Genomic DNA, 16710 nt, shown 5'->3' with positions numbered 1-16710 from the left:
CGAATCCTCTTGCGGTGGTGGCCGCTACTTCTTTTCCATCACACATTGCAGGGGATGCTGATGCTTGCGGGCAAAATCCATCACCTGCGTCACTTTCGTCTCGGCCACCTCATAGGTGAACACGCCGCACTCGCCGACGCCGTTGCGGTGCACATGCAGCATGATACGGGTCGCCTCTTCACGATCCTTATTGAAAAAGCGCTCCAGCACGTGAATGACGAACTCCATGGGGGTGTAGTCGTCATTCAGCAGTAGAACTCGGTACATGCTCGGGCGTTTCGTCCGAGGTCGTGTCTTCGTCAGAAGGGCAGTCCCGGGCCCTTCTGGGCCGACCGAATTGCCACGGCGGCGCTCCGCCATGCCGGTCGGCACAGCTTTGCTTGTGTCAGCACTCGCAGTTATCGTGACCATCCAACAATCGATCGGAATCCATTTCATTCGGTCGAGATTGGCGCGCCTTCGACCCCGCGGCAACCTCCAGCCGCCTCCTCCGCTCTAATCTAATGTCGCGACGGGTTTGGCGCCAGTGCGTTCACACGCCACACTCACCAACTTCAACGCCCCGTGAAGCTTGCGCCGGATTGCCTGCGCTTCGCAAGCGCTAGCCGAGCAACGGAAAAAGCCCGGCGTAGCGCCGGGCTTTGGGTCTCTATCGATCGAGAAATTTGGTTCACAACCGCGAAATCGCGCCGGCATGTGGCAGCCGGATGCGGTAGCGAACCGGTAACGAGGCCGGTCTATCCGGCGTCGGCGGCCAACCCGATCAAATTTGATGTCGGGCAACCGAGCAGTTCGGGAATTTTCGTGATCAATGCCGAAGCGTTCATCGCGCGGGGCTGAGCAGCCATCGCGACGACCGGCTCAGTTCGCCGCGTTATTCACCTTGGCATAAAGCCCTTCATAAGGCTTGAACATTTCTTTGGCGAGATCGGCATAGAGCTCGCTGAGCTTCGTGGACTGAGCGATGAAGCCCTCATAGGCGGTCTTCATATAATCGGTCTGAATCTCGACGGCCTTGTCGAGAGTCTTGGCACCGACAAGCTTCTCGATCGTTGCCGTGCTTTCCTCGAAAGACTTCTTCGAGTAATCAGCCAGCTCGACGGCAATATTCTGCGCGCCCTTGGACACGGATCCGAATGTCTTCAGAGTAGCCTCGACCTGTTCTTTGCCGAGCTTCTGAAAATTATCGAAGGGAACATTCATAGTGAGCCTCCTAAGCCCGCAGGGCGCCTTGCAGTGTGGCGACGGCACGCCAATGTGAACCGACGTCACTTGCTGGCCTTATATAGGTGCACCGCACAATGAAAGTCAAGACGGTTGCTGCGGCGCAAAATAGAACCGAATGAGACGATCAGGGAAGCACCCCGCCCGCCCAGATGCCCGGCGCGTGTCGCCCCCTTCCAGCACGCGTCAACCGCCCTCCCGACGAGAAGACACCGCCCCGGCAGAGGAGCCCCCGCCCTATGAACCGCCGCACATTGCCCACCCTTGAAGCACCTCGAACAAGCTTAACAAAGTATAAATATACTTTTTCTCGCCAATACGTTCATCACTACACCCTATTAACTCATCCGTAACCGCACGCACCTAGCGTCATTGACCGTGCCGCGCATGTAACGGTCTCAACGAAGGACCGACGCGCAGAGTAACTGTTTATCGAGTCGGGGACAGACGAATATGGTCTGGGGTTGCGTTGCGACCAAGCGCCAACGCCCTATGGCGCTTGCGGGTATCATCGGTGTCGTCACATTGTCCATGCTTGCGGCTTCGCCTGCAGAGGCGCGCCGCAAACGGGCACCCGCCTATCAACCTCCCTTCGCCGCGCTCGTGGTCGATGCCAAGACCGGCCGCGAGCTCTATGCGAAGAATGAGGACGCGCCGCGTATTCCGGCGTCCCTGACCAAGGTCATGACGCTCTACCTTCTGTTCGAGCGCCTCGACGAACGTCGCATCTCCCTCAACACGCCTTTGCAGGTTTCGGCCAGGGCCGCCAGCGAGCCGCCGACGAAGCTGGGCGTGCGCCCCGGATCCACCATCGACGTCGAGGACGCGATCAAAGCGATCGTGACCTTGTCGGCCAATGACGTGGCCACGGTGATCGCCGAAAACCTGGGCGGTTCGGAGGAGGATTTCGCGCGGATGATGACGGCCAAGGCACGCGCCTTGGGCATGAGCCGCACGACCTTCCGCAATGCCCATGGGCTGCCGGACAATCCGCCGAACGTCACCACGGCTCGCGATCTCGTGCTGCTCGGCCGGGCCATCCGCGAGCGCTTCCCGAACTACTTCAGCTATTTCGAAACGCGCGCCTTCACCTATAAGGGGCGCACCATCCGCGGGCACAACCGCCTGCTCGGCCGGATCGATGCGGTCGACGGTATCAAGACCGGCTATACCCGGGCCTCCGGCTTCAATCTCTTGACGTCGGCAAAGTCGAACGGCCGCGAGATCGTCGCCGCCGTCCTCGGCGGGCGCTCCGCCGCCCAGCGCGACAATATCATGGCCTCGCTCGTCACCAAGAACCTGCCGCGCGCCTATGCCGGCACTCGCCAGTCCTCGGCACTCGCCTATGCCGCACGTGAACCGGAGAAGCCGGTGCGCGTCGCCTCGGCCGCCGCGGCGGTGCTCGACGACACGACGAGTTCGATCTCCCCAACCCCGCGGACCAAGGCGCTCAATCTCGCCAGCATCCGCCCGGTGGTCGCCTCCGCCTCCGGCTCGGCAGTCACGCCTTCGCAGAGCATGCAGTGGTCACGCGGCGCCCAGCCGGTCCGGACCGCGGCGCCGGCGAAAGTTGAGGCGCCGGCTCAAAAGGTTGCGGCGCTGACGACTGTCGCCAAGACGGACGTGAAATCCGACGCCGATGACGAACCGTCAGTCAAGCTGACCCGGTCCAGCGGCTGGGTGATCCAGCTCGGTGCGACTGCCGATGCTGACAAAGCCAAGGACATTTTGTCGGAGGCCAAGGCCAAGTCGCGGGGCGTGCTCGCGAAGGCTTCACCGTTCACCGAGAAGATCGTCAAAGGCGGCACCACGCTTTATCGCGCGCGCTTTTCCGGCTTTAACCCCGACAGCGCTCAAGCGGCGTGCAAGACGCTCAAGCGCAAGGGCTTCTCCTGCTTTGCCACGCGCGGCTGATATGGGGAGAGCTGCCATCCAGCCGCGGCCCTCGGCTCAATCGAAGACAGTGATCCGGGGCGCGCGCATCTTGAAGCTGCAATGCGACGCAGCGTATGACATGATAAGCTTGGCTGCCGCCGATGTGCGAGCGGAGCGTTAGTGATGCCGGTTCAGCAGGACATCCTTGGCCTGGTTCACGCGGGAAGCGAGATAGGTCGAGCCCCCCTGGTCGGGGTGGAGTTTCTTCATGAGGGAGCGGTGCGCACGACGGATGTCGTCATCGCTCGCTCCCGGCGCAAGACCGAGTATCTGAAGCGCTTCCTCTTCGGTCAGCGTTCGCGTGCCACGGTCGCCACCGCGCCGCGCGTTCACGTCCGCCTCAGCGTTTTCACGCCAGGCGGGAAACCGGCGGTCCAGATAAGCCTCTAGCAGGCGGGCGCCCTCAGGGTCGGCTCCCAACGCCTCGCCGCGCAGGGCGATCAGTTCACCCTGTGCGAAGCTGGCGAGATCACGACCCGCCAAAGGACCGGCGGTGATGCGGCCCAACATCTCGCCGGTGTCATGGTCGAGTTCCATGGTGACCGTCGCCGAGCGCACCGAGGAGCGCCGCCCGGGCTTGGGTGCTGTGTCGCCGCGCCCCACCCCGCCCCAGCCCGGCAGGCTCAGGCTGCGGCCACTGAACAGCCACCAGCCGAAGCCCGCGAGCGGCACGGCCATGTCGAATCGCCCGCGCACGAGAAGAACTGCGGCAACGCCCATCGCCAACACGCCGCCGCCACGCCGCATCAAGTTCGCCAGCTTCTTGGGATCGGCGCGCGTGTAGTTTTGGCCAAGCCAACAGAAGAAAACCAGGGCGAGCACCCCTCCAAGCAGCGGGATCATCGCTCTTTCCCGAGTGTCGTGAGAAGGCGGCGGGCTGTCGGGTCGGATCCGGCGAGCCGGCTCAGGCCGGAAACGCCGCCGCTTGCATAGACGGCAGCCGCCCGCAACAAGGCCGCAAGCGACTGCGGCGCTCCGCTGTCGAAGCGCTCGTGCACACCGCCTGTCAGCCGCGCGACCTCGGCGAAGGCCCGTTCGGCCTGAGGATCATTGCCCTCTTGGAACATGAAGGCCTTGACGCCGACAAGGCCGAGCTCGCCCGCCGCCGCGCAGATTGCGTCGATATTCTCTTCCATCGCATCGCCGACGAAAACCAAAGCGCCGACGCGGGTGCGGGCGGCCTGAACCTTGACATGGCTCAGAACCCGCTCGAGCTGCGTGCGCCCTCCCCTGCAGTCGATGCGGTTCATCAAGGTCGTCAAAGTGCTCGCGTCGTCGAGCCATCGCGACGCCCGACACTCGCCGAAGCCGCGGAAATAGACGAGCTGCACGCGCAAGGCGCCGGTGCCGGCGACGGCCTCGAACATGCCGGCCTGGAGGCGGCAGGCGAGATCCCAGGTCGGCTGCCGGCTCATGGTCGCGTCGAGCGCGAAGACGAGATGGCCCTTGCCCTCGCCTGCAGGGGCAAGGGCTGTGGCTTTCTCCAAAAAGACATCGATCTCAGAGCCTTGACCGGTCGTCGGCGGTCTGTTCTTGCCTGTCATCGGCACTCCCCGGCCGGATGCGCTCCGTCCATCAACGGTTGAACGAGCCTTCGGCTCGCACTTGGCCGCCGATGCGGATCTCCGTATTGCCGAAACGCATGAAACCTGGAGTGCGATCCCCGACCGGCCGGTCGGCCCCACGGGCCGTATGAGGCTCGACGAAGCCCTTGCAGCCGGCAGCGGTCTTCCGGCCGTCGGCCTGCCACGCGGCGGGCGACCGCGACGTCGCCGATACGCCAGGTAGTACTTCGAACTCCGGGCAGGATGCAGCAAGCGCGACGGAACTCCCCATCGACGCCGCAAGGGCCGCGATGGCAATAACGCGAGGCAGCATGACTTGAACTCCCGGCCTGACCCGTTTGGCCCTCAACCGGTTCGAATCTACGCGAGGCGCAGCGCCGAACCAAGCATTCTCCTGCATCTTAGAGGAGACCGAGGCTCACGAGTTCGCGCCGCATCGGTTCGGGCATGTCCTCGGCGGCATCGCCACCAAAGAGGTCCTCGGGGGAATCCTTGATCGCGAGATAGCGCCAGCCCTGGAAGGGGCGCATCGGCCGAGGACGAAGGCGGGTCAGGATAGGCTCCAGCACGAGCGCGCACCGCCCGATCCCGTCACCATCCGTGAAGACGCGGACGTCGAGGAGCTTCTGGCGGCAGGCGATCTGCCCCTTGATCACCCAGAAGAGCGAGCCGCCGGACAGGAGCTCGTCGACGCGCTTCGGTGCCATTCGCGTAATATGCGTATGCTCGACGGGTTGACCCAGTCGCTTCTTGTCGGCCAATCGGCGCGCGATCCAGTCCTCGAGCTCCTGGATCGTCTCGACGCCGACGCATAACTTGATCAGATTGAGGGCCATGGATCCATCATCGTGGAGATGATCGGGCGAGACAACGGCCGCCCTGGAACGTTCCACGGAATATTGTCGCTGATGCGAGGCGCTCATTTCAAGGATCGGCTGGACAGCCACCAGCCCTCGCCCTTCAGGATGCAGGTGGCCGGATCGGCGTGAGGACCGAGGAACAGCGACCTGACACGCCGCAAACGGCCCTCTTCCGCCGCCGTGGCAATATGCGGGCTCGCCAGGTTGTCGCGGCCACCGACGAGCGGGATGAATTGAACAGATCCCAGGCAGCGAGCCGCAAAGGCATCCGCCATGGCCCGGCGCTCGACCAGCAGCATCACGCCCGTTCCGTCTTCGCCGGTCAGCGGAAACATGAGGCGCCCCTGCTCGCGAAGAGCAGCGATCCAGGCCGTCAGCGGCCCCCCGGCACCGGCGCTCACATAGATGGCATCGGCGTCGGGCAGCGGCTCGTCGCACTCGGCTGGATCGTGAATTGTCACGTTGCTGCGGTCGGCGAGATGCCGCGCAGCGAGCGAAGCAAGCCCGGCATCGATCTCGTAGCCGTGCACCTGGCCTCCGGCCCCGACCAGTTCCGCCAGGATCGCGGTGTAATAGCCGGTGCCGCAGCCCACATGCACCACACTATCGCCGCTGCCGAGGCGGAGTGCCGCCATTGCAGCCGCATGCAGCGACGGCTGGCCGTTGTTGAGGCGCCGAACGGGATCGAGCGCCACGAGCACGTCGTCGTAGATATGGGCGGGATCGGCGTCGGGCGTGCGGATATAGCCCTCACCGACGCGAACGAGCCACGGTCCCGGCCCGACGAAACGCTCCCGCGGCACGCGGGCAAAAGCTGCCACGAGCCGCGCATCGGGCGGGCGCACGCGGCCCGTGATGCGCTCCGCGAAGGCGAGGCGCACCGCCTCCAGACGTTCGAGCTGCCGCGGCGTCCTCGCCATGATGGAAGTCGTCCGCCGGCGCCCTTGCGAGCCCGGCGCCGGACCGCGCCGCGATCAGCGGGCGGCCACGACCATGATCTCAACGAGGATGTCCGGCGCGGCAAGCTTTGCCTCCACCGTGGCGCGTGCAGGCGTATGCCCCTGCGGCACCCAGGCGTCCCAGACCTCGTTCATTGCGCCGAAGTCCTTGATTTCGGCCAACCAGATATTGGCCTTCAAGATCTTCGTCTTGTCCGTCCCGGCCTTCGCCAGCGTCTCGTCGATGGATGCCAGGATCTGCCGCGTCTGGTCCGCGGCGCCCTGGCTCCGGTCGTTGGCGACCTCGCCCGAGAGAAAGACCAGATTGCCGTATGCCACCGCCTCGCTCATACGGGGGCCGACACCGAAACGCTCGATTGACATGAAGCTCTCCTAAAAAGCGGAGCCGATCGTCGATCGGCATCCGAAGACATGCGGATTTGACCCTTGTCCAGCGCGGCTCAGCCGCGGCCGACGAAGGGCATCTTGGTGGCCATGATCGTGATGAACTGGACGTTCACGTCGAGCGGCAGATTGGCCATCTGCAGCACTGCTTCGCCCACATGGGTCACGTCCATCAAGGGCTCGGGGCGAATTGAACCGTCCGCCTGCGCAACGCCCGTCGCCATCCGGCTCGCCATGTCGGTGGCTGCATTGCCGATGTCGATCTGGCCGCAGGCGATGTCATATTTGCGCCCGTCGAGCGACGTCGACTTCGTCAGGCCGGTGATGGCATGTTTCGTCGCCGTATAGGGCGCGGAATTGGGCCGCGGCGCCGTGGCCGACACCGAACCATTGTTGATGATGCGCCCGCCCCGCGGATCCTGATCCTTCATGATGCGGAAGGCTTCGCGCGTGCAGAGGAACGGGCCGGTGAGATTGACGTCGACCACTTCGCGCCACTTCTCGACGGGCAATTCCTCGAGCGGGACGCCCGGCGCATTCGTGCCGGCATTGTTGAAGAGGACGTCGAGGCGGCCGAAGCGGTCCTTGGCGGTCGCGAACAGGGCGGCCACCGAATCGGCGTCGGACACGTCGGTCGGCACGGCCAGCATGCGGTCGCCGGTCGCTTCGGCGAGCTTGATCGTCTCCTGAAGCGCCTCGGCACGCCGGCCGGCGAGCACGACCTGATATCCGTCGCGCGCGAAGGCGAGCGCCACCGCCCGGCCGACGCCGGACCCAGCGCCCGTAATGATTGCCACCTTGCCACTGCTCATGCGCCTCTCCCCGAACTCTTGTCGCGGTAACCTTCGCCCAGCTTATCGGCCGAGGCAACGGCAGGATGCAAGAGCGTTTAGGCCCGGACGAGATCGCGCCCCGCCGTCGCCGTCGGACCGAATTGGGTTTCGAAGGTAGCGCGCAGCACCTGGTCGACCTCCGGCATGGTCACTGGAATGCCGAGATCGACCAGGCTGGTGACGCCGTGCTGCCTGACGCCGCAAGGGACGATGCCGGAAAAATGACCGAGATCCGGCTCTACGTTCAGGCTGATGCCATGGAAGGTCACCCAGCGGCGAACACGGATGCCGATCGCCGCGATCTTGTCTTCGGCCATCACGCCTTTGTCGGGGCGGCGCACCCAGACGCCGACCCTGTCCTCGCGCCGCTCGCCGCGGATGTTGAAGGCATCGAGCGTTCCGATCAGCCAGCCCTCGAGCGCCGACACGAAGAGGCGCAGGTCCTGCGCCCGACGCCTAAGGTCGAGCATCACATAGGCGACCCGCTGGCCAGGCCCGTGATAGGTATATTGGCCGCCCCGCCCGCTCCGATAGACGGGAAAGCTCCCGGCATCGACCAGGTCGGCATCATTAGCTGACGTGCCGGCCGTATAGAGCGGCGGATGTTCCAAGAGCCACACGCATTCGCTCGCCTCGCCGTCCGCGATGGCGGCCACGCGCGCCTCCATCGCCGCAACGGCCGCCTCGTAATCGATCAGGCCGTCGCTCACCGTCCATTCGACCGGCGGCCCGGGCGAAATCGGCAAAAGGGGATTGGCGAGGCTGTCGCGGGATCGTTCGGTAAGCGTCATCGCAAGTGGCTGCATGTGAACGGCGGCGCGCCCGTTAGGCGACCGCGTCGGCAGCCCCTAACTTGGGCTTCGCTCGCGCTCGCGGCAACCCCTTGCGCTTGCGCCGCTTCGGAACGGCGCACGTCATCTCCGGCGCGCCGTTGCGGAAAGTCTCCCGAAAGCGGCGCGCTGCTCTTGTGGACCCTACATCGATCTGTTACATCGACGCCCGCTTCGGCATCGACCGCCGAAGCACTGCGGTCGTGGCGGAACTGGTAGACGCGCTACCTTGAGGTGGTAGTTCCCAAAAGGAGTGGAGGTTCGAGTCCTCTCGACCGCACCATCACATTCGACGTGATGGTCCCGCCAAAATCTTTCAAACAGACGCGCTTTGCGGATTTGCCGCCAATTCCCGGCTGGCAAGTTGGCCTGTCCGGCCCATTGAGCCTGTCCGGCTCCATGGCCGCGTCTTGCAGTTGAGCGCGGCCATCGAATTGCCACGTCGATGCTGTTCTCGGGACCGCCGCTGAAGCTGTCAGGTCCTTGCAATGTTCGTCACCCGCCGAGCCGTTCTTCTCGTCTGCCTTCTCGTCGCCGCCTGCGCCGCCCCTCGCGCCCACCTCAATGTGGACGAGGTCACGTCGCGTGATGCCTCCGCGGCGGCCGAGGCGGTCTCACAGTTCCGCAAGGCCAATGGTCTCGGGCCAGTCACCGTGGACCCGCGTTTCAACGAGGCGGCGCAGCGCCAGGCGGAAGCCATGGCGGCGAGCGCGACCTTGTCGCATACGGTCGCCGGGAATTTTTCCAGCCGCATGAAGGCGATGGGCTTTACCTGGGGCTACAGTGCCGAAAATCTCGGCATGGGCTATGCCGATGTCGCAGGCGCGATACGCGGCTGGCGCAAATCTCCCGGGCACCGCGAGAACCTTCTGATGCCGCAGGTAACCCGGATCGGCTTTGCCATGGCTGGTGCCGGTGGGCGCAAGTACTGGGCCCTCATTCTTGCAAGTCCGGATATGACGCCCACCGGCCAGCCGCGACTGTTCTGACGCGCACATTCGCGGCCAAAATTCTGTGAACGGCAAGGGAAGACTAGCAATCCGGCTTGGTCAGCGCCTATAGGCAGTTCGACAGCCCGTCCCGACAGCGAAGATCGGAAGTGAAGCATGGCTGACGTCGAAGAACCGGCGGCTGAGGCGGTCGTCTTTCGCGATGACGAGGGACGGATTGCGCCTGACTATGTCGAGCAGGCGACCTCCGCAATCCGCGCTCGGGACGCCGAGCGGTTGCGGACACTCGTAACCGATCTGCACGAGGCCGATCTCGGCGGCTTGATCGAAGCGCTAGAGTCGGACGACCGTGGGCATCTGATCCAGCTCCTCGGCAAAGACTTTAATTTCGCCGCGCTGACCGAAGTCGACGATTCGGTGCGCGAGGAGATCCTCAGGGATCTCCCCACGGAGACGGTCGCCGAGGGCGTCCGCGATCTCGATATCGACGATGCCGTCTACATCCTCGAAGACCTCGACGAGGGCGACAAGGCGGAAATTCTCGAGAAGCTGCCGGCGCTCGAACGCGTCGCGCTGCAGCGCAGCCTCGATTACCCGGAAGAGACAGCCGGACGGCGCATGCAGACGGACTGCATCGCCGTGCCGCCGTTCTGGACCGTGCGGCAGACGGTCGACTACATCCGCGACACGGCCGATCTGCCTGACACCTTCTACGAGGTCTTCGTCGTCGATCCCGGCTATCGCCTCCTCGGCACGGTGCCGCTCGACAAGCTGATGCGCGCCCGCTGGGCGGAGCGTGTCGGCGATATCGCTTCGTCCGATCGCCATCTTGTACGGGCAACCGACGACCAGGAGGAAGTGGCGCGCCTGATGCAGCGCTACAACCTCGTCTCGGCGCCCGTCGTCGATGACGGCGACCGGCTCGTCGGCGTCGTGATGGTGGATGACATCGTCGATGTCATCGAGGAGGAGGCAGACGAAGACCTGAAGGCGCTCGGCGGCGTCAACCGGCACGAGGAACTGACGGACCGGGTCTGGTTTATCGCCCGCAGCCGGTTCAGCTGGCTCTTCGTCAATCTGCTTACCGCCTTCCTCGCTTCGAGCGTGCTTGGGTTGTTCGAGAAGCAGCTAGAGCAGATGGTGGCCCTGGCGGTGCTCGCGCCCATCGTCGCGAGCCAGGGCGGGAATGCCGCCACGCAGACCATGACGGTCGCAGTGCGCGCCCTCGCCACACGCGAACTCGGCCGGGCCAACGCGATGCGCATCACATTGCGCGAAGTGCTCGTCGCGGTGATCAATGGCTTGGGCTTTGCAGTGATTACAGGAGCCGCCGCCGCCCTGTGGTTCGGCATGGTCGGCCTCGGCCTCGTCATCGGCGCGGCCATGATGGTCAACCTCGTTGCGGGGGCGCTCGGCGGCATTCTCATCCCGCTTGCGCTGGAGCGCTTCAAGGCCGATCCGGCCGTCTCATCCGGCACTTTCGTGACGACTGTGACGGATGTCGTCGGATTCTTTTCATTTCTGGGGATTGCAACGCTCTGGTTCGGCCTCTCGTAAAGAGAAACTCAACAATTTGCATCAAATCGTCTTGTCATGGTCACGCTGTATTCAAAACCCCTCTTCGCCGTCCTTGCCACCATGCTCGTGCTGGGCGTCGCCGCCTGCGCCACCTTCGAGAGGGAGCCGGTCCCGGAGGACTACCCGATCCACGGCATCGACGTCTCGCGATATCAGGGCGACATCGATTGGAATGCGGCGAGGCGAGGCGGCGTGGCTTTCGCTTGGATCAAGGCGACCGAGGGCGGCGACCACAGCGACCCGAAATTTCTCGAAAACTGGTATGAGGCCAAGGCGGCCGGCATGCCGCGCGGCGCCTATCACTTCGCCTACTGGTGCCGCCCGGCGATCGAGCAGGTGGAGTGGTTCAAGCAGAACGTGCCCTATGATCCGGACGCGCTGCCGCCTGTGCTCGACGTCGAGTGGAATGGCCATTCCAAGACCTGCCCGAAGAAGGTCTCCCGGTCCCAAGCCCGCGCTGAGATGCGCATCATGCTGGCGGAAATGGAGCGCGCCTATGGCAAGCGCCCGGTCATCTACACGGATATCACCTTCTTCAACGACGTCATGAAGGACGACTTCGAGGCCTATCCCATCTGGGTCCGCAGCATCCGCCGCTACCCGACGAGCCGCTTCGATCACCGCAACTGGTGGTTCTGGCAGTACACGGCAGTCGGCAAGGTGCCCGGGATCAAAGGCAATGTGGATCGCAACGCCTTCTTCGGCACCGCCAGCATGTGGGAAAAATTCCTCGACGGCCGCCTCTGACGGAGACCTGCCCCGCTCTCTCGTGCGATGACTTCGCTTGCGCCGGCGCTTAGACTGCTGGTCAAGAACGGACCACCACGGAGGACGCCGCCATGCTCGCCAATGCCACTGTGGGTTTGCGGTTCGACCTCGGCGAAGTGGCCGATGCCATTCGCGAGTCGGTGCGGTCCTTTGCCGCCGCAGAGATCGCGCCGCGCGCCGCCGAGATCGACCGCAGCAATGTCTTTCCCCGTGACCTCTGGCCGGCCATGGGCGCGCTCGGCCTGCATGGCATCACCGTGGAGGAGGAATACGGCGGCGCCGGCCTTGGCTATCTCGAGCATTGCATCGTCATGGAGGAAATCTCCCGCGCCTCCGCCTCGGTCGGCCTGAGCTACGGCGCCCATTCCAATCTCTGCGTCAACCAGATCCGCCGCAACGGCACGGAGGCGCAGAAGACGCGCTATTTGCCCAAGCTCATCTCCGGCGAGCATGTGGGCGCGCTCGCCATGTCCGAGCCCGGCGCCGGCTCCGACGTCGTCTCGATGACGACTCGCGCCGAGAAGCGCGGCGATCGCTATGTGCTGAACGGCCGGAAGATGTGGATCACCAATGGTCCGGTCGCCGAGACCCTGGTCGTCTATGCCAAGACCGATCCGGCGGCTGGCCCGCGTGGCATCAGCGCCTTCATCGTCGAGAAAGGCATGGCCGGCTTCACGACCGCCCAGAAGCTCGACAAGCTGGGCATGCGCGGCTCCGATACCTGCGAGCTTCTGTTCGATGATTGTGAGGTGCCGGCCGAGAACATCCTCGGCGAGGAGGGCCATGGCGTCCGCGTGCTGATGTCGGGACTCGACTACGAGCGTGCGGTGCTGGCAGCCGGGCCGATCGGTATCATGCAGGCCTGCCTCGACGTGGTCGTGCCCTATGTCCACGAACGCAAGCAGTTCGGCCGGCCGATCGGCGAGTTCCAGCTCGTCCAGGGCAAGCTCGCGGACATGTATGTGACGACCAATGCCGCACGTGCCTATGTCTATGCCGTGGCCAGGGCTTGCGACCGCGGCGACACCACCCGCGAGGACGCCGCCGGCGCTATTCTCTATGCCGCCGAGCGGGCGACCCAGTGCGCGCTCGACGCTATTCAGCTCCTCGGCGGCAACGGCTACATCAACGATTATCCAACCGGGCGGCTGTTGCGAGACGCCAAGCTCTACGAGATCGGCGCCGGCACGAGCGAGATCAGGCGCATGCTGATCGGGCGCGAGTTGTTCGAAGCCTCGAGCTGATCTGCGCGGCCGACGAGCACAGGCGCCCTCCACGATGCGCCAACTTGAACTTCAGCCGAGCTAAGGCAGCCATCCGCGACGATCTGTGGAATTTGCGTGCAAATGCAGGATCATGGCATTGTCGCCCAAATGGCTGCTGAAGGCATTGTAATCGCCGGGGGATCGCCGCGGCCCCCTCGCCGAGCCAACACGCGTTGTATCAACGGACTTCGCACAATGAACGCACCCGTGACGACCAAGCCGACGATTCAGTCGGCAACGACCGAGGCCCAACAAACCTTCGGCACCGAAGGCATCGCGCCCATGGAGCGCCCCAGCCTCGTCACCCGCATCCTCATGGCTGTGGTCGCCTGGGCAGAGCGCCTCAATCTGAAACATTCGAAGGTCGGCAATCCGCCCGTCTACGACAACGCGACCTTTCCCTGGGCGGCGGAGATCGAGAAGGAATGGCATCTGATCCGCGCCGAACTCGAGCGCGTGCTGGTACGCCAGAGCGAGTTGCCCTCGTTTCAGGATATATCGACGGACGTAAAGACCATCAGCCAGGACACTGGCTGGAAGACCTTTTTCCTCGCCGGCTACGGTCTGAAATCGGAAAAGAACGTCGCCCAGTGCCCCGAGACCTGGCGTATCGTGCAGAAGATCCCGGGTCTCAAGACGGCGATGTTCTCCATCTTCGAACCGGGAAAACATCTGCCGGCACATCGCGGCCCCTATAATGGCGTGCTGCGGTTGCATCTGGGCTTGATCGTGCCCGAACCGCGCGACAAGCTCGCCATTCGCGTCGAAAATCAGATTTGCCACTGGGAGGAAGGCAAGGCGCTCATTTTCGACGACGCCTTCAATCACGAGGCCTGGAACCATACGGACAAGACGCGCGTGGTCCTCTTCGTCGATTTCGTAAAGCCGCTGGGTTTCCCGGCGCGCTTCGTGAATTGGGCGCTGTTGAACATCGCCATCTTCACGCCCTTCATCCGCGAGGGGCTCGACAACCACAACGAGTGGGAAAAGCGGTTCTATGCCGAGGCGGAAGCCTTCCGCAACCGCGCAGCATCCTGATCGGACGGATAACCATGGCAGACAGCATGACTTCGGTCACCACGCCGGTCGTCGAGGCGCATGGTGCGAAAATCCCGGTGATCGGTTTGGGCACCTGGCGTGCGGGCACGGATGTCGCTGCAGCGGCCGTCGCGGCGGCGCTGCAATGCGGCTATCGCCACATCGACACGGCGATCGCCTATGCCAATGAGGAAGCGGTCGGCGAGGGGCTGCGTTCAGGCGGCGTGCCTCGCGACGAGATTTTCATCACGACGAAGATCCCGCCTGACCAGATCGGCTTGGGTGCGCTCGAACGCGCGGCGGAGGCGAGCCTGAAGCGCCTGAAGCTCGATCAGGTCGACCTCCTCCTCATCCACTGGCCGAATTCCGCCATTCCGCTGAACGACAGCATGCGTGCGCTTTGCGCGGCCAAGCGCGCCGGGCTCACGCGCCATATCGGCGTCTCGAATTTCCCGGTGGCGCTCCTCGACGAAGCGGTGCATCGCGCCGACGAGCCGCTGGTGACCAACCAATGCGAATATCACCCGCGGCTCGGTCAGACAGCGCTCATCGAATCCTGCCGACGGCACGGGATCGCCTTCACCTCCTACGCGCCGCTCGGCCGCACGCAGATCCTCGACGACGCGGTCGTGACCGCGATTGCCGCCCGGCTGCAGCGCACCCCCGCGCAGGTCATCCTGCGCTGGCACATTCAGCAGCCCGATGTGGTGGCGATCCCCAAATCGCAGTCGCCGGCGCGCATCAAAGAGAATTTCGAGATCTTCGATTTCGAGCTGCCGCCGGAAGATATGGCGGCGCTGTCGGCGCTCGCCCGCCCGGATGGACGCCTGGTCAATCCCGCCTGGGCGCCGCGCTGGGATTGATTGCCCAACCGAGAGCTGTGCCATGATCTTGCCGCGCCTGAGTGGCATAGCAGTCCGCATGAGACGATTGTCAGCGCTTTTCGCCATCTTCGCCCTGGTGCCGTCGATTGCTCTGGCGGCCGAGACTGCGGCACCGACGACGGCACCCGTCGAGGCAAAGCTCGTGGCCGGCCCCACCGACCAGGAGGCAATCGCCAACTGCTTGGCAGAAAGCGCCGATTCGCCCTACGCCTGCATCGGCTCGATCGCCGTCGTGTGCGCGCGCCTGGCGAGCAGCCGAGGCGATGATCCTGCCCTGACCTGTACCGAGCGCGAGGAGGCCATCTGGCGGTCCAGGCTCGATACCGCGGTTTCCGAACTGCGGCGCTCGCTGCCGGCCAGCGCGTTCCATCGCTTCGTTACCCTCCAGCAGGCTTGGCAGAACTATTATGCGCTGAAGTGCTCCTTCCTGGGCGAAGAAGGCGGCAGCCGCGCCGAACGCAGGAAGAATGGCTGTGAGCTGCGCGAGGTCGCCATGCGCGCCATCGAGGTGGATCGCTACCTGCGGCGGCAGAAGAAACAGCGCAGCTGAATGTTCTTCTATGCCGCGAAGCTGATCTGGTTCCTCGCCGCTCCTTCCACCCTCCTGACGCTTGCAGCCGCTCTCGGCGCCGTCCTTCTCTTCACCCGCTTCTTTCGTATCGGCCGCGTGCTCGTCGCGATGGCGGCGGCGGGTTTCGTTCTGTTCGGCTCAAGTCCCCTGCCCCGCCTGATGATCCGCAGTCTGGAAAACCGTTTTCCCCCCGGCGCGATGGATCCGACCCAAGTGGTTGACGGCATCATCGTGCTCGGCGGAGCGCTGGATTACCGACGCGGGCAGATGCGCCTGACCGACTCGGGCGTCCGCATGACGACGGCGCTCGCCCTCGCCCGGCGCTATCCGGAGGCCCGCGTCGTCTTTACCGGCGGCAGCGACGCGATCCTGCTGCGCGCGCCCGTTTCGGAAGCGGAGATGGCGCAGGCGCTCTTCCGCGACGCTTCGCTCTCCGGCAGCCGCGTCGTCTATGAAGGCCAGTCGCGCAACACGCACGAGAACGCTCTCTTCACCGCCCGCCTGGTGAAGCCGCAGCCCGGCGAGCGCTGGCTCCTGGTGACCTCGGCCTTCCACATGCCGCGTGCGGTCGGCACGTTCCGCGCCGCCGGCTGGCCAGTGGTCGCCTATCCCGTCGATTTCCGCTCGGATGACAGCTCCGACGACCTGCGTCCCTTCCGCATGGTCTCCGAGGGGTTGCGCATCACCGATGTCACGGTTCGGGAATGGCTCGGGCTCCTCGCCTACCGGCTGAGCGGCTATACCGACGCGCTCCTGCCCTCCCCATCCGATCCGGACGAGGCGACACCGGTCAGTCCGGCGGCGGAGGGCCCAGCCGGTAGACGCCCTTGAAATCCGCAGGATCGACTGGCCGGCCCTTGCGATAGATGACGAGCCGCCCCTCCTGGGCGAGCTTCACCGCCGCCCGCCGCACCGGCTGCATCATGCGCCCCCAGGCGTCCGGCGATGATCCTGCGACGGCGCGGGCCACCTCCGCCGGATCGATGGTTTTTCCAGCGCCGCGTTCAGCGAGCAGCGCCAACATGACGCGCGCCAGATCTTCATCGGAAGTCTGATCGGCCGACAC

Annotated in this window: 20 protein-coding genes and 1 tRNA gene; 10 read left to right on the top strand and 11 right to left on the bottom strand. The window is 64.6% G+C overall.

Features of this window, described 5'->3' with window-relative positions; translation table 11 throughout:
- Positions 1-24: 24 nt before the first annotated feature.
- Both clpS and ACFQU1_RS16385 read right to left on the bottom strand, forming a co-directional pair.
- The gene (gene clpS / locus ACFQU1_RS16390; RefSeq protein ID WP_378134964.1) at positions 25-360 is read right to left on the bottom strand and encodes an ATP-dependent Clp protease adapter ClpS; all 336 of its coding nucleotides are present in this window, start codon (positions 358-360) and stop codon (positions 25-27) included.
- 501 nt (positions 361-861) lie between these two features.
- A complete protein-coding gene (locus tag ACFQU1_RS16385; RefSeq protein WP_378134517.1) occupies positions 862-1203 on the bottom strand; it encodes a phasin family protein in 342 nt (113 codons plus the stop codon).
- 474 nt (positions 1204-1677) lie between these two features.
- Between ACFQU1_RS16385 and ACFQU1_RS16380 the strand changes: the two genes are divergently transcribed.
- Positions 1678-3138 (top strand): serine hydrolase, encoded by a 1461-nt coding sequence (locus ACFQU1_RS16380; protein ID WP_378134515.1) that lies wholly within the window; start codon positions 1678-1680, stop codon positions 3136-3138.
- A 138-nt stretch (positions 3139-3276) separates the two neighbouring features.
- On the opposite strand, the gene ACFQU1_RS16375 is transcribed toward ACFQU1_RS16380, so the two are convergent.
- The 8 genes from ACFQU1_RS16375 to lipB all read right to left on the bottom strand — a co-directional run bounded on the left by ACFQU1_RS16375 (position 3277) and on the right by lipB (position 8551).
- On the bottom strand, positions 3277-4002 hold the full coding sequence (locus ACFQU1_RS16375; protein ID WP_378134513.1) for a DnaJ domain-containing protein: 726 nt from the start codon (positions 4000-4002) through the stop codon (positions 3277-3279).
- A complete protein-coding gene (locus ACFQU1_RS16370) occupies positions 3999-4703 on the bottom strand; it encodes a VWA domain-containing protein (RefSeq protein ID WP_378134511.1) in 705 nt (234 codons plus the stop codon). The genes ACFQU1_RS16375 and ACFQU1_RS16370 overlap by 4 nt, the downstream gene beginning before the upstream one ends.
- Positions 4704-4734: 31 nt before the next feature.
- Positions 4735-5037, bottom strand: coding sequence for a hypothetical protein (locus tag ACFQU1_RS16365; RefSeq protein WP_378134509.1), 303 nt, complete (start codon positions 5035-5037; stop codon positions 4735-4737).
- Between the two features lie 88 nt (positions 5038-5125).
- Complete coding sequence (locus ACFQU1_RS16360; RefSeq protein WP_378134507.1) at positions 5126-5560, bottom strand: DUF1489 family protein; 435 nt, start codon at positions 5558-5560, stop codon at positions 5126-5128.
- Positions 5561-5643: 83 nt separating this feature from the next.
- A complete protein-coding gene (locus tag ACFQU1_RS16355; RefSeq protein ID WP_378134505.1) occupies positions 5644-6504 on the bottom strand; it encodes a protein-L-isoaspartate O-methyltransferase in 861 nt (286 codons plus the stop codon).
- A 54-nt stretch (positions 6505-6558) separates the two neighbouring features.
- Positions 6559-6906, bottom strand: a complete 348-nt coding sequence (locus ACFQU1_RS16350) for a RidA family protein (protein ID WP_378134503.1) — start codon at positions 6904-6906, stop codon at positions 6559-6561.
- A gap of 77 nt (positions 6907-6983) precedes the next feature.
- A complete protein-coding gene (locus tag ACFQU1_RS16345; RefSeq protein ID WP_378134501.1) occupies positions 6984-7739 on the bottom strand; it encodes an SDR family oxidoreductase in 756 nt (251 codons plus the stop codon).
- Between the two features lie 77 nt (positions 7740-7816).
- Positions 7817-8551 (bottom strand): lipoyl(octanoyl) transferase LipB, encoded by a 735-nt coding sequence (gene lipB, locus ACFQU1_RS16340; protein ID WP_378134497.1) that lies wholly within the window; start codon positions 8549-8551, stop codon positions 7817-7819.
- 236 nt (positions 8552-8787) lie between these two features.
- On the opposite strand from lipB, the gene ACFQU1_RS16335 reads away from it, so the two are divergent.
- The 9 genes from ACFQU1_RS16335 to ACFQU1_RS16295 all read left to right on the top strand — a co-directional run bounded on the left by ACFQU1_RS16335 (position 8788) and on the right by ACFQU1_RS16295 (position 16475).
- Positions 8788-8873, top strand: a tRNA-Leu gene (locus ACFQU1_RS16335).
- Between the two features lie 205 nt (positions 8874-9078).
- On the top strand, positions 9079-9579 hold the full coding sequence (locus tag ACFQU1_RS16330) for a CAP domain-containing protein (protein ID WP_378134495.1): 501 nt from the start codon (positions 9079-9081) through the stop codon (positions 9577-9579).
- 117 nt (positions 9580-9696) lie between these two features.
- A complete protein-coding gene (gene mgtE / locus ACFQU1_RS16325; RefSeq protein ID WP_378134493.1) occupies positions 9697-11097 on the top strand; it encodes a magnesium transporter in 1401 nt (466 codons plus the stop codon).
- A 36-nt stretch (positions 11098-11133) separates the two neighbouring features.
- Entirely contained in the window at positions 11134-11865 is a 732-nt protein-coding gene (locus ACFQU1_RS16320; protein ID WP_378134491.1) for a GH25 family lysozyme, read from the top strand.
- Positions 11866-11957: 92 nt separating this feature from the next.
- Entirely contained in the window at positions 11958-13130 is a 1173-nt protein-coding gene (locus ACFQU1_RS16315; RefSeq protein ID WP_378134489.1) for an isovaleryl-CoA dehydrogenase, read from the top strand.
- Between the two features lie 216 nt (positions 13131-13346).
- Positions 13347-14189: an aspartyl/asparaginyl beta-hydroxylase domain-containing protein gene (locus tag ACFQU1_RS16310; RefSeq protein ID WP_378134487.1), complete on the top strand. Its 843-nt coding sequence runs from the start codon at positions 13347-13349 to the stop codon at positions 14187-14189.
- 14 nt (positions 14190-14203) lie between these two features.
- Positions 14204-15052 (top strand): aldo/keto reductase, encoded by an 849-nt coding sequence (locus tag ACFQU1_RS16305; protein WP_378134485.1) that lies wholly within the window; start codon positions 14204-14206, stop codon positions 15050-15052.
- A 22-nt stretch (positions 15053-15074) separates the two neighbouring features.
- Positions 15075-15623 carry a lysozyme inhibitor LprI family protein gene (locus ACFQU1_RS16300; RefSeq protein ID WP_378134483.1) on the top strand — a complete coding sequence of 183 codons (549 nt, stop codon included), beginning with the start codon at positions 15075-15077 and terminating at the stop codon, positions 15621-15623.
- The gene (locus ACFQU1_RS16295; RefSeq protein WP_378134481.1) at positions 15624-16475 is read left to right on the top strand and encodes a YdcF family protein; all 852 of its coding nucleotides are present in this window, start codon (positions 15624-15626) and stop codon (positions 16473-16475) included.
- Here the strand turns inward: ACFQU1_RS16295 and ACFQU1_RS16290 are convergent.
- Positions 16435-16668 carry a DUF3253 domain-containing protein gene (locus ACFQU1_RS16290; RefSeq protein WP_378134962.1) on the bottom strand — a complete coding sequence of 78 codons (234 nt, stop codon included), beginning with the start codon at positions 16666-16668 and terminating at the stop codon, positions 16435-16437. The two genes, ACFQU1_RS16295 and ACFQU1_RS16290, sit on opposite strands and share 41 nt — an antisense overlap.
- Positions 16669-16710: the final 42 nt, after the last annotated feature.

It is taken from the genome of Chelatococcus sp. GCM10030263 (assembly GCF_042666455.1).
Lineage (GTDB): Bacteria > Pseudomonadota > Alphaproteobacteria > Rhizobiales > Beijerinckiaceae > Chelatococcus.
This window is presented reverse-complemented; position numbering and strand designations above follow the sequence as displayed.